Origin of the sequence: Paenibacillus sp. DCT19, from assembly GCF_003268635.1 — a bacterium.
Lineage (GTDB): Bacteria > Bacillota > Bacilli > Paenibacillales > Paenibacillaceae > Paenibacillus.
In genome coordinates this window covers 1,110,066-1,123,017 of record NZ_CP029639.1, presented here as the reverse complement: position 1 = coordinate 1,123,017, position 12,952 = coordinate 1,110,066, and the positions used below count along the sequence as shown (strand labels likewise).

Annotated in this window: 10 protein-coding genes and 2 pseudogenes; 2 read left to right on the top strand and 10 right to left on the bottom strand. The window is 46.0% G+C overall.

Annotated features, from left to right (window positions below):
* Positions 1 to 171: 171 nt before the first annotated feature.
* From DMB88_RS04930 to DMB88_RS30825, 7 genes and pseudogenes are all read right to left on the bottom strand, one after another.
* Positions 172 to 1,311 carry a toxic anion resistance protein gene (locus DMB88_RS04930; RefSeq protein WP_128100440.1) on the bottom strand — a complete coding sequence of 380 codons (1,140 nt, stop codon included), beginning with the start codon at positions 1,309 to 1,311 and terminating at the stop codon, positions 172 to 174.
* A gap of 20 nt (positions 1,312 to 1,331) precedes the next feature.
* Positions 1,332 to 3,020 (bottom strand): vWA domain-containing protein, encoded by a 1,689-nt coding sequence (locus DMB88_RS04925; protein ID WP_128100439.1) that lies wholly within the window; start codon positions 3,018 to 3,020, stop codon positions 1,332 to 1,334.
* 12 nt (positions 3,021 to 3,032) lie between these two features.
* Positions 3,033 to 3,764, bottom strand: a complete 732-nt coding sequence (locus DMB88_RS04920; protein WP_353056325.1) for a hypothetical protein — start codon at positions 3,762 to 3,764, stop codon at positions 3,033 to 3,035.
* Positions 3,765 to 4,459: 695 nt separating this feature from the next.
* On the bottom strand, positions 4,460 to 4,879 hold the full coding sequence (locus tag DMB88_RS04915) for a hypothetical protein (RefSeq protein WP_128100437.1): 420 nt from the start codon (positions 4,877 to 4,879) through the stop codon (positions 4,460 to 4,462).
* Between the two features lie 5 nt (positions 4,880 to 4,884).
* Positions 4,885 to 5,109, bottom strand: a complete 225-nt coding sequence (locus DMB88_RS30835; RefSeq protein ID WP_174715259.1) for a hypothetical protein — start codon at positions 5,107 to 5,109, stop codon at positions 4,885 to 4,887.
* 86 nt (positions 5,110 to 5,195) lie between these two features.
* Positions 5,196 to 6,041, bottom strand: a complete 846-nt coding sequence (locus DMB88_RS30830; protein ID WP_254438613.1) for a DUF6805 domain-containing protein — start codon at positions 6,039 to 6,041, stop codon at positions 5,196 to 5,198.
* A gap of 57 nt (positions 6,042 to 6,098) precedes the next feature.
* Positions 6,099 to 7,438, bottom strand: a pseudogene (locus tag DMB88_RS30825) (beta-L-arabinofuranosidase domain-containing protein); the annotation flags it as partial.
* Between the two features lie 507 nt (positions 7,439 to 7,945).
* Here DMB88_RS30825 and DMB88_RS04900 point away from each other — a divergent pair.
* Entirely contained in the window at positions 7,946 to 8,713 is a 768-nt protein-coding gene (locus DMB88_RS04900) for an AraC family transcriptional regulator (protein WP_128100436.1), read from the top strand.
* 206 nt (positions 8,714 to 8,919) lie between these two features.
* On the opposite strand, the gene DMB88_RS04895 is transcribed toward DMB88_RS04900, so the two are convergent.
* Together DMB88_RS04895 and DMB88_RS30820 are read right to left on the bottom strand one after the other, a co-directional pair.
* Positions 8,920 to 9,603, bottom strand: coding sequence for a zinc-binding dehydrogenase (locus DMB88_RS04895; RefSeq protein WP_254438612.1), 684 nt, complete (start codon positions 9,601 to 9,603; stop codon positions 8,920 to 8,922).
* Positions 9,604 to 9,962, bottom strand: a pseudogene (locus DMB88_RS30820) (alcohol dehydrogenase catalytic domain-containing protein); the annotation flags it as partial.
* 136 nt (positions 9,963 to 10,098) lie between these two features.
* Here DMB88_RS30820 and DMB88_RS04890 point away from each other — a divergent pair.
* On the top strand, positions 10,099 to 11,004 hold the full coding sequence (locus DMB88_RS04890; protein ID WP_128100435.1) for a LysR family transcriptional regulator: 906 nt from the start codon (positions 10,099 to 10,101) through the stop codon (positions 11,002 to 11,004).
* A gap of 104 nt (positions 11,005 to 11,108) precedes the next feature.
* On the opposite strand, the gene DMB88_RS04885 is transcribed toward DMB88_RS04890, so the two are convergent.
* Positions 11,109 to 12,863 carry a methyl-accepting chemotaxis protein gene (locus tag DMB88_RS04885; RefSeq protein ID WP_128100434.1) on the bottom strand — a complete coding sequence of 585 codons (1,755 nt, stop codon included), beginning with the start codon at positions 12,861 to 12,863 and terminating at the stop codon, positions 11,109 to 11,111.
* Positions 12,864 to 12,952: the final 89 nt, after the last annotated feature.

Here is a 12,952-nt window from a genome sequence, read left to right as displayed (position 1 = left end):
CCGCTTTTGATTACGAAGGATGCGCGAGCGGCATCTCAGCTTCGAATATGGGATTCAGCCGAAATGTCCGTTGCTCACGTAGCTTAATCTACGCTCCGCTACTCCATTTCTATCTTCATCCCATCTTCTTGGTACTGAAAACCGCCCTTTTTGAACACGCACTTATAGAAATTACAGACCCAGCTTCTGCCCTTTCTCTAATCGCTGAATCTGCTGCTCTCCCGTATCCGCGAGTTCACGGAACTGTGAAATCGTCTCCCGCATCCGCGGTAACGCTTCCTGTTTATACACACTGATTGAATCCAGTGCAGACAGGACATCCGTGAACGCTTGCTTCATCGTATCGACCGAAATGCTTGCATCATACGCCTGCTTTTGAATGGCGATGCCCTGATCCTTGAGCATTTTGGATGTGCCTGCGATGAGGTCATTCGTCGTCTGGTTCAGTAGTTCAATTTTCTGCAAAACAATCTTCTGATTATAGAGCGCACTTGCTACGGTTACGGCAATTTTCAGTGCCGATATGGTTACATTCTTCGCCCGATCTACCCCGCGAATTAGTTCCTTATTGTTACGGATGACCACTTCAATCGCCATGATCCCTTGCTGGTTAACCACCAGCATCTGCTGCAGATCCATCACCCGTTGGCGAAGCGGGAACAACACTTCCTCTGTAATAAAGCGAACCTTCTCCGGATCTTCATTACGTACTTTTGCCGCCTCAATCTGTCCATCAATGGATTCGTCCATCAGCACACCTAACTGGATCTCTTTCTGTAATCGCTTCGTTAAATCGCGCAAATTCTGCTGTTCAATCTCTAAGGTGGTATTGTCATTGCGTAAAGTCGCTCGCCCTTTGTCCAGAGAGGTCACGATGTCTGCAATAACCGCATCTGCTTTCTGGTATTTCAAGAAATACGCGCGCAGCGGATTGAATAACTTGCCCAGAAAGCCGGTCTTGGCAAAGTCGACCACGCTCGGGTCGAGATCCTTCAGTTGCATATGCAGCTCAGTTAAGCCTTTGGCTACCTGACCGCCCTCGTCTCCCGTCTTGGACAGATGTCCAACGGAGACTTGAAGCAACGCGTTTTTCTCAGAAGAGGATCTCATCGTGTTCATACCAAAGCCCTCAATGGATTGCAGAATCTCCTTACGCTTCTCCAACGATTCAAGGTCCAGTGTCATGATCATCTCTACGTTGGCACTCGCGACTTGTTGCAGTTCGGCGACCTCCGCAGGCACTGGTTTCACTTCTTCCTCAATCACCTTCTGAATTTCCTTCTGACTAGGTATCTCCATGGAAAATGACATTGACGTTCCCCCTTAAAATATTACATCTGTACGTTGAACAGGTTCCCAATCTTGTACACGACATCGTCGGTATCGGCATTAATACTTGCGGCTTCGTTAATGCTGGAGATGCTCTCTAGTGCTTTGATGTCTGCGTTATAACCAATGGTATAAATCGGCACCTGATACGTCTCTACCAACTCACGGATATCCTGCAACGTATGCCCCTCATTGGTCTCACCATCACTTAGGACAAAAATCAGCGGCTTCACGTTGGGATTAGCAGCCCTGTAATCTTCCAGCATCTTCATTGCCACAACGATCCCGTCAAAGGTCGCTGTTCCTCCACCTGCTTGCAAGCTATCCACCGTGCCTACAAACATCGATTGCTGGTTCGTATCATACTTGGCAATAGGTAAGTTCACGGTAACTCCGCTGGAGTAGGATACCAATCCGATACTGTTGTCCGTACCCAGATACTTCTGACCTTTGTGCAGGGACTCTTTAAGCCGGTTAAGCGGTTCGCCATCCATGCTTCCAGATACATCGGTAACGAACACAGCGGCAATAGGTTTGCTGCCATTTTTCTTCTCTTTCCATACTTTCTGCGCGGACAACAGCGTACCGCCATCTACCGCTGCTACCTCTGATTTATAATCCGGGAGGCCGTTAAAACCGAACTCCTCGGCTGATTTCTGGTATTTATCTTGCGTGACGAATTCCGCAAACTTCTGGATGATCTCCTGCTTGTTCTGCGGCAATTGACCGAGAGCGTATAGCGGGCTGTCATGCCTTACTCCAAATGGTGTGAACACATATCCACTCTTCAGATCGGCGGTATTCACAAATGTCTGGTATTCAAGTACAAATGCATCCAAACGGCCTGACTTGGCAGCTTCCCGCATCTGTATTGTCGTGGACGCGGTAAACGGTACGTTCGCCTGGAATTTCTCAAAGCCTTGGATCGCCTTCTCGCCAAGCGGATTCGAGCTGTCATACGTGTTCAGTGCTGTCACGAGAAAGTTCAGTCCTGTGGAGCTAGCAAATGGATCGGTATACCCCATCGCAAGTTCGTTTTTCGCAATCGCTTCAGTGACTGTCTTCACATTGACAGAACCATACGTATCAACCAGTGCATCATATTTCGCTTTGGAGATGACGATCCCAGGCACGTTACCGACGAGTCGTTCGGATACTTTCTCTGTCTTCACTCCGCTTGCTTCTACCATTTCGCCCCACAGTTCATTAGAGGGTGTGAAGGCATCGGGTACATACTTGCCTGACTTGATATAGTCGGTAGCTGTTCCAGAAGCAATGTTACGAATCTTCACCGACACTTGTTTACCACCAACGCTGATATTCGCTTGGTTGAATTCTTGCGCTACTTCCGTTAACCAGCCGTCTACCCCACTGCCCGACTTCTCTGTAGAAGAGAAGATTTCAACATAATCATTCGTTGTATTCTCTACCGCAATCGGGAATTTGGAAATGTCCGGCAGTGATTCTGCGACATCAACCGGATCCAGATCAATCTGACCCTTGACCGGTTCTGCTGTTGCAGGCGCAATGTCTGCATACAACTTACCTAGTTCCTTACCTGCGTTCTCCGTGCTGACCTGTGAAGATGACTTACCAAAGTTTGACGTTAGCGTAATTCCTGCATAGACTAGGCCGAACACAAGCACCAGCATTACAATAGATATGAAAAAAAACTTCCCCTTCTTCGCCATACGAGCAACCCCTCACTGTCTATATAATTTGGTGTGCTTAATTAATTGATCAATCTCCTGCATACAAGGCATCTGTTCAATATCTCCGGCTTCGTAACTGTCTAGGCGTGAAATTTCTAGTAGTAACTGATCCAGCTTGAGCAGAATTTCCTCATTGGTGTGGAGTGAATCTTTTACGTAGGTTAGATAGTCGTTGTACACTTTCGTTTTTTCCTGAAAAAGCTTCTGCGGCAGGCTCGCGGATTTGGATTTCATCATATTGGCATAATCCGCTTCATCAAATACATTCAATCGATTTAACACGCTGCGAATGTTCAGGTACAACAGCTTCTCTACTTCTAGCGTGACAGAAGCAAATTTCTTGAAGCTCAGTTCTCCGGGATCAAATCGTTGATGCAATACGTTCAGGAGCGTCTCTTTCTTTTTTTTCATCCGACTAAGTTGGGATAAGCCCAGCGTAATATCTTCTTCGAGCACTTTGATGCGTCTATAAAAAGATAAAGCCTCCACATAATCCTCATGTGTTTCGATATGCCTCACAGGCAGAACAACCGGTTGCTTGAACAACAAGGTATAGCTGCCATAGAACAGAGCGAGTGCGCTACCAAACAGCAGCGTCACCGAAAGTGCTGTCGTGAATGCACTCTCCCCAAATTCCAGTCCAATAAAGCCCGGTGAGAATGCGAGAACATTCACCGCCACAATGCCGAGGATCAGTCCGAGAAACTTTATGTATTTGGTCATGTTCAATCATTCGACCTCCTTTCATGTTAGATATTAGGGAGTGCCTGAAAACTCCGAAGGACGCAGATTTTGCCGAATTTTTGTTTCAAGCCAGGAAGTTTTCCGCAGGCGTGCCGGGGCACGTCAAGGGAAAGTGACGCAGTAGGGGGCGAAAAGGCGGTAAAAGATGCACTTCAGCGAGTTTTCAGACACGACCCAGGTCTTGATGTCGTTTTTTTCCTGTTTATCTCATTATCATTGTACATGATGTTAACGCTCTCAGGTGGATATGATTGGATATTCCGATACTATAACTATACGTGGCTTGGGCTTATCCCATTTCATCTTTAAGGGACAACATTGAAACGAATTGGGTAACTTGTGGTCTAACTGTAGCGGTATGTTGCCTGCAAATAGCAGATTGTGGATGATTAGATGTTAATCGGTAATACGCGGAAAATTGGTACGCGTGTCATTTTTTATATAAATGCGTATTCAACTAGCTCTTTGTAACTTGCTCTACACCGTTTGGTAGCGGCTTTGATCCGAGTCATTCCAACGATCTCCGCATGTGAAGGAACCTTGTTTACTAAAGCTGGCGATAATAGCGAATTTGCACCACTACAAAAACGCCTCTACGATTTCTATCTTTGTAGAGACGTTTTAGTTAATAATGAAAATATTCCACACTTCATCTTCAATTCCGTCTACTTGCTTTATGTATCGGTCATGTATGACTCAAGCTCTGTTTGCAACCAACCAATCTCCTGCAACCAATGTTTTATATCACTCATGAACTGATTATAATCAAGCCCCTGGACTTTGTATTTTTTCAGTTTTTCCCTAAAGAAAGCATAGAAAGCATGACTTAATTCATACCGCTGACGATTTTTAGTCAACGTTTTATATTCATCTTCACTTGTTACGATATCGAAATAGAGCACATTCTCTGCTTTAGCGTACCGAACTCTTGAGTTCCGTTCATATGTATCCGGAAGACAACGAAACACAAAGAACAATTCTATTTCACAAACAGCATACTGCTGCTCCATTTTTTCAAACACAGGAAGAAGTTCATCAGATAGTGCTCCCACCCACGTTAATGTTGAAGTATCCGATGATTTCCCGACTCTCACAACGTTCACTTCCTTTCATTACTCTCTTTGCTTTTGTTGACGTGATGTGGATTGACGATGACGACTTGGATATCATTCGCTTTTAGAAAAGCTACCAGAGGGAACCAGTGGTGCCCTGTTGGCTCCTCCCATGGAAATCGGCAGCTCTTGCCACATGAATTTCTTGGAAATGTCTGCCCCAACGACCAGCGTCTTTCCGTAATTGTTGTAATACGTTGTTTCTGTTTCATTACAGGAATGGTTCCTACTCTTTTATCATCCGTACTATGCTTGTATTATAACATTGCCTCTATGAAAATCATCACCGCTTCCATGCTCAAATAATCAGAAATTCCGGTTTGCTTCGTGTGGTGCGAACCTCTGTGACTTTACCGGCACAGCCATTGTCACCCAGCGCCTGGAACGTCACCTTAACACTGTCTTTACCTGACGTGATTTCCTGCGGAATATCATAGGCAACATAGAACGTCTCGCCAATCTTGTTCATATGAATCCGCTGCTCTCCAATAACGGCTCCATCGACGATAATATTGAAGTGCCGATCATACCGAATGCCCTCACGTTCAAAAGGAGAATGATCTCCGCCCCAATAGGCTACGCACAGATAATTAGTAGCAGACGGCTCTATAGCTAGTCGATAACTGAAGTGAGCATCACGAGTACCGTACGCTTCTCGCCACATGTGCAGCTTGTTGCGGCCGTCCGTAGAAGAGCCGTTATACTGCGCCTCACGGCAGTTGCCGTCCAGCTGGTGTCCGATCTCATCCTGCTGACCGTCCGGCTGAACTCTATCAATGGTGATATCGTTCAATACTTTCTCCAGCGCATCTCCTTCATCGTTGAGCGGCCAATACACCGTATAGAACTGATGATGCACATCATAGAACGGAATGAGCTTCACAGCCTCTCCCGTGGAAGTTACCTCTCCGCTCAGCTCGAATGTTAACCTACTCTGATCGAGAACTTGAATCCATTTCCGTACATCCTCTTCCTCTGTCCAGATAACAGGTACAGGTGCAGTCTTAGGATTCAACGCAGTCTCGTCTACGATCGTATCCACAGGAAGCCCTTCGCTACCAAGTGCACCGGCAAGTACAATAGGCCCGTACAGGAATGCTACCTTGTGTTCATCATCTCGGGATGTATACCGACTGAGCGCCATTGGAAGGGTAAAGGTAACCACATCGCCCTCGTTCCAGTGACGGGAAAGTGTGATATATCCCGGCTCGCTCTGGGACACGATCTGCTGCGTGTCCCCATTCACCATGACCGTCATCGGCTCTTGGAGCCAGGATGGTACGCGCAGCTTCAGATTCGCCGAGGCGTTGCCTCCGGTAATCGTCAGGGTTCCTTTTTCCGAATAAGGGAAATCGGTGTGCAGCTTCAATGACAATCCTTGTGAAGTCCAGTCTAGCGTAGAGGCAATGTACAGGTTCACATACAAGTTATCGTCTTCCTCGAAATAGATTGCTTCGGCATACTTGCCCGGATTCTCCATGCCTGATCCTGTGCAGCACCACCATGCGGTATCATGAGTTCCGTAGATTTTGTAATGTCCTTGGAGCGTGGAAGCAAAGTACGTTTTGTTCCCTGTATCCGGATCTTGTGTGCCTAAAATGTGATTGTAGATAGCGTTCTCATAATAATCAATGTATGCATGATCTGGGTTCCAAGTGAAGAGTTGTTTCGTTAACTGCATCATGTTGTGGGTACAGCAGCTCTCTCCTGTCTTAATCCCTAGGCTCTCCATGCCCTTGGCCTCGTAATGCTCCGAAATGCTCGTTGCACCAAAGACATAAGAACGGTGATGTATGGTCGTATCCCAGAAAAATTCAGCCGCTGTGCGGTAGCTCTCGTGGGAGTGATCTTGATTATAAATCTCTGCTGCTCCAATCACTTTCGGAATTTGAGTATTGGCGTGCATCCCCTGAAGCTCATCCTTCTGCTGCTCTAGAGGTGCCAAAATGGTCTCATGAGTAAAGCGTTTCGCTGTCTCCAGATAGACCGCTTTGCCCGTCATGCCATACAACTGTGCAAATACCTCATTCATGCCCCATGCTCGCACTGAAGCATCTTCTGTACCTGCTCATCCGTCATGCCCTCTAGTCCTGCCACTGCCCAATCTGCAAAACGAGTGACTACCTGAAGTGCCTCTTCATTCGCTGTCAGCCTATACGCATCGATAAGTCCACGATAGATTTTATGCACACTGTACCAAGGAACCCAATACTCCCCGATGTTAAAACCGCCAATGTGTTCAGCTTGGAATCCGATGATAAATGCTTCCTCAGGCAAGCCGCCAATAAAACCACTACCTGTCGCCTGCTGAATACCAGCCAATTCACTGACTGCATAGTCTAATCTACGCTTCAACTCCTCGTTGCCCGTCGCCTGATAGGTCACAGCAAGCGCTGACATGTAATGTCCTAAGGAATGCCCACTAATGGAACGAGCCTCCCAACCAGCGTAACGTTCCTTGCGTGCATTTAATCCATGCGCCTCATAACATGGGGCAAGGAATCGATCCATTTCCAGTGATAAGAGATACTGTTCTCCCACCTGCTGTGACGTATGGAACACACCATCCGATAGATCAACCTGTGCAGGACTCAAAAATCCTCTGTTCGTTTGTGTAATCAATTGATTTCCTCCTCATGAACTATCCATATAAATTGAAATAAAGAATAGTTACACTTGCCACTTCGATGACAGAATAACCTTCCGATCGCTGTTATCCCCAGATTTTTTTATTTCCTTTTCCAAAGGTAAAATCCGGGGATAGCTTATGCTTCCGATGTAGCTTTCTTGTAGAAAGCTTTCAGGCGAACGCTCCGCTTCTCCATGTTATTTCTGTCCTCTCCGTTCTCGTGTATATGTTTAGTTCAATTTATATAGCGAACTGTGATTATATATTTTCAATCTGAGTAAAAAGGATAAAATCCGTCGTTCTATCTCTCGTATCGATTAGCCAGTTATCTCTGGTAAACCTTGTACTTCCTCATGTTATCAAATAAAATACAAATGAATCAGACTCAGAATCCAAGAAAAGGTGGATAAATCCGTCCTATGCCAAAGCTATTAGAACATTACCTCTGCGGGAAATTTATTTCGGAGGGTAACTGGACACACATGAAGCGTAGCATGCCCTTTCAAGAGATCATTTTGATGTTAGAGGGAGAGATGTATATTGCGCAGGAAGATCAGAAGTTTGTGATGCGCCCTAACGATATGCTGTTTCTTCGATCCGGGCTCACCCACTATGGGTATCAGACCAGTGATGCACCGGTAAGCTTTTACTGGGTTCATTATGATACGCAGCAGCAGGAGTTTCTGACGTATCCCACCTATTCTACAATCCAGGTACCGTCAACGGCGAATCAGTTATTCAAGCAGTTACTGCATGTCTCTTCGTTCTCATCGGAGGAATCCGACGCGGCGTTATTGCTGTTATTGAAAGAGCTAGCGCGTAATACGAATTCCGACTATCGTGCACACAATGCCATTGTGGATCACATCTGCAAATGGATAGATCTTCATATCCATACGGATGTTACGGTAGCGAAGGTAGCTGAGACGTTTAACTTCAACAAGGACTATATCTCCAAAATGGTAAAGCGCGAAAAAGGTGTAGGTCTCAAGACGTATATTCTGACTCAACGCATCAATCGAGCCAAACAGATGCTGCTAAATACCAATGCAAGTGTGAAGGAAATCGCTGGCGCGTGCGGATTCTCAGACTACAAACTATTTCTACGAATGTTTAAGCAATATGAGGGGCTTACCCCTTCGGAATATCGCAACCATCTCTACCTCACGCAATTGAATCGCAAGTAGGGCAAGTATGGAGAATATGGTCTTTGTACGCATGACAAAAAACCACCTCCTATTTCGCTGTCCCCCTGGCTAGAATGCAGTCTAACATTTGGGAGAACCGTTCATAGGTGGTGGCTTCTGGTGTGACATATGATATTGAGAGGTCAGCTTTTGTGAAATGTGTTCAAGATAACTGGACTTGTCTGTTACTTACATTTACCTACTCATTACCCGTTAATTTCGATGAGGATTTTGGCGTGGCTCTTATCAGACATGAGCAGCTCAAGCCCTTCTTCCACGATATTGTCGAGTTTGATTTTCTTCGTAATAACCTGCTTCACATCCAATGCTCCTTCTGCGATCAAAGAAACCACTTCTGGGAAAATGTGACGATACGCCAGCGTAGAAGTCAGGTTCGCTTCCTTCACCAACAGCTCGAAGAAGTTCACTTGAAGTGGCGTTGGAATAGCCGCAATGACGACAACCTCTCCGCCTTTCTTAATCACGGCAATGGCGCTGTCCATCGTTGGCTGCACACCTGCAGCTTCATAAGCAACGTCAATCCCGCCAGACTGCTGTAGAATAGTCTCCGTTGCGTTCACTTGAGCACTATTTACCGTAATAGCGCCCAGCTTCTCTGCCAGGTTCAGACGCTCATCAAATACATCCACCGCATAGATTTCGGATGCTCCAGCCGCTTTTGCTGACAAGATCGTCAACAGTCCAATTGGACCAGCACCGTAAACGGCAACCTTCTGTCCCACTTTCAGTTTGCTATGACGAATAGCATGAAGGGCAACGGCTGTAGGCTCAACAAGCGCTCCTTCTTCAAAGGATACGTTATCTGGCAGAGCATGTACCATGTAGGATTCGACAACAACATATTCTGCAAAACCGCCGTCTCCATTCAAGCCAACAAAGCCGAATTGTGTACATTGATTGTAACGTCCTTGAATACAATACTCGCATTTTCCGCAATGATACAACGGCTCTACAACGACACGGTCTCCAATATTGATTCCGCTTACATTATCCCCAGTTCACTAACCACTCCGGCAAACTCGTGACCAAGTGTGAGCGGCGCATTCTGACCGGATAGCGGATGTTTATCCCCTTCTTGTATACCAACACCATGATGATACGCGTGCAAGTCACTGCCACAGATTCCTGCATACTGTACTTTAATTTTCACTTGTCCCGCTTGCGCTGCCTTTACCTCACGCTCTTCTACGCGGACATCTTTTTTTCCATACCATACTGCTGCTTTCATTGAATGCATCCCCTTTTTATCGTTTATGAGATGAGTAAAACTTCTACTCTTAGTATAGCCCTGTTCAAACATTATTCATATTTATAGATACTAATGTTAATATTAGTTATAGTAATACAAATACGGAGATGAATATATGAACCTTGAACAGCTTGAATACGTTGTTGAAATTGCCAAAACGAAATCATTCTCTGCTGCTTCTGCGAATCTGCACATCACCCAGTCCGCGATTAGCCAATCGATTCATCGACTTGAAAATGAGCTGGATCTGACGCTTTTCGAACGCTCACGCAGCGGCACATTCCCTACGGTAGAAGGTAAACGTTTTATCGCCAAAGCAATGGATATTCTTCAACGTGTGGATGATCTGAAAACGATGAATATCGAAGCTTCCGCCTTGACAGGTGAGCTTCATGTAGCTACTTTTCCCAGTGTCATGCCCTACTTGGTTCAGGCTACAGCCGAGATGAAAATTGAACATCCCCAATTGGATATCTCGATTGAAGAGAAAGGTTCCATGGAGATTATCAAGGATATTCGCAGCAACAAGACTCATCTGGGATTCATCGCAATCTATACGAAACAGCTTCGTGAGTTCGACGGACTACACTTCATCCCCATGTACTCAGGCAAGCTTGTCGTCTGCACCCATCACCACTCTGAGCTGGCCAAGCTGAACCGGGTCACGCCTGAACAACTCAAGCTTCATAAGCTGGCATTGTACCGCGATGGATTTATCGATGATTTCATCCAAGATTTCTCCTATGATCACGGCTCACTCTCCATTTTGTTCCGCACGAATAATTCCGAAGCTATTACAACGGTTCTTGGGAGCAATATGGCAGCTACTATCGGGCATGACTTCTCCTTCTACCAACATCCCTTGTGGAAAGAGGGTGTACTCAAACTTATTGAAATTACAGGCATTGATCAACCCAAGATGCAGATTGGATTCGTGCAGGCAGAGTCGAAGGAAATTGCTCTGGCAGCAGAGCGATTTACGTTAAAGTTCAGACAGGCTATTGAGCTGGGACATTTATAATAAAAACTAAAAAACACCCTACTTTTCAGTCGATGTCTGTGGGCACAGCTCGACTAAAGAGTAGGGTGTTTCAATAACATTACATATATTGCGTTTATTTCATTCTATACTTTGACTTTCTTCACGGCTTCACTCATTTCATGCGTCTGTTGCTGCAGTACATTGGATGCCTCGAGCACCTTTTGGAACATCGCAGATTGTTCACGGGTCAAACGATAGATATCGTCCGAATGATCCGAAACACCGGATGAAATCTCGGAGATGGTGTTCACAGATGCGGCGGCTTCCTCAGATCCTGCGGATATTTCTTCTGCTGCAGCAGAGACTTCCTGGATTCGCTGAGTAACGAGTCGCAATGCGTCGACCACCTGTGTAAAGGCAACCTCCGCATCTGCAGTCAGAGTTACCCCCTGACCTATCTCCTGTGCCGTTACATTCATCTGTGTCCCAATCTGTTCAGACTCTTGCTGAATGCCCGTTAGCAAATCCGATATGGTCTGTACAGATGAACTCGAAGCTTCTGCCAGCTTTCTCACCTCATCTGCTACGACTGAAAAGCCTCTCCCATGCTCTCCAGCATGAGCAGCTTCAATTGAAGCATTGAGTGCGAGTAGCTTCGTCTGGGAGGCAAAATCCCGCAGCGTATGCAGAGCGCCACCAATCTCCTGTGAGTAGTTGCTCAGCACTTGAACGAGCGCTACCACTTCTCCCGCAACGGCGGATATATTCTCCATCTGCTTCTTCATGTCTGTCATGCTCTGCTTACCCAATTGTGCTGTAGCAAGCGTCGTAGTCGAAGCGTCCGACACCGCTGTAGAAGACTCGGATATGTCCGTGATGCCTTTCGCGATCTCTTCCATTGCGTGAGCACTATCACTTGCGCCTTGCTTCTGCGTGTGCGCGCCCTGTCTAATCTGCTGAACTGCATGATCCACTGTTTTATTCATCACCAGCATCTCTTCTGCGTTCCGATTGAATTCCTCAGTCGATTCGGCAAGAAGTTCTGTAGTCACAGACACACCCGCGACCATGTCACTCACGATTTTATTCAGATTCCCAGACATCTGGGTCATTGCTGTAAACGTACTACCAATCTCATCTTGGCTGCGAAGTGGGTATGCTGTCAAAATCCGGTTTGCTTCTGCCAGCTCACCTTGCGCCATTCGTTCTACACTTGCTTTTAGTGGTTGCAACGGTCTCAGACCTCTTACGATAAACCATAGTACAATGGCAATTCCTGCGAGTGTAATGAACAGCAGCACTGCATAGAACGGAATACTTGATGTCATAATATCCGACTCGATCGTTCCGATGACCGATACAGCCGTATCAATGCCGATTACACCTACTAGACCACCGTTGTTATCCATGATTGGAGCATAGGAGGATATGTATTCGCCATATTCTTCGTTGTTAATAATCGATGAACTCGCTGTGTTCCCCTGCCGCAATTCGGCCACAGCATCTGGAGGAATGTCCGTTACTTCATTGATTGCGGATGCTTTGTCTGGGTCCTTGATCCCGTCCACCATCATGAGTGGTGTATCCTTGTCATCTATTTTTGCATAGTACACATACATTGCGCCGATCCTTACACGAAAATCATCTAGTTCATCTCGTATCTTCAGAAATGTACTATTTTCTTGTGGATCTTGCACAAATTCTACATAGGGCTCCTTATCTAACTGACTTACATAACTTTGAGCTATCTGAATGTTATAACTTGAGATTGCCTTCTGAGCAGCCAATTTTGTATTAGCTAGCTGAAGCAACATACTTCCTGCAGACAGTACCAGCATGACAAATGTAACGATGGCAACTATGCGGACAACTAAACGTTTTCTGAACACTCCGATCATTCGCTCCTCTTCCTCCCACATCCGTGTAAGCCTTTTCGACTAGCCCATACCCAATTTCAACATGCTTGAAGCACTATGTAATGTGAAAA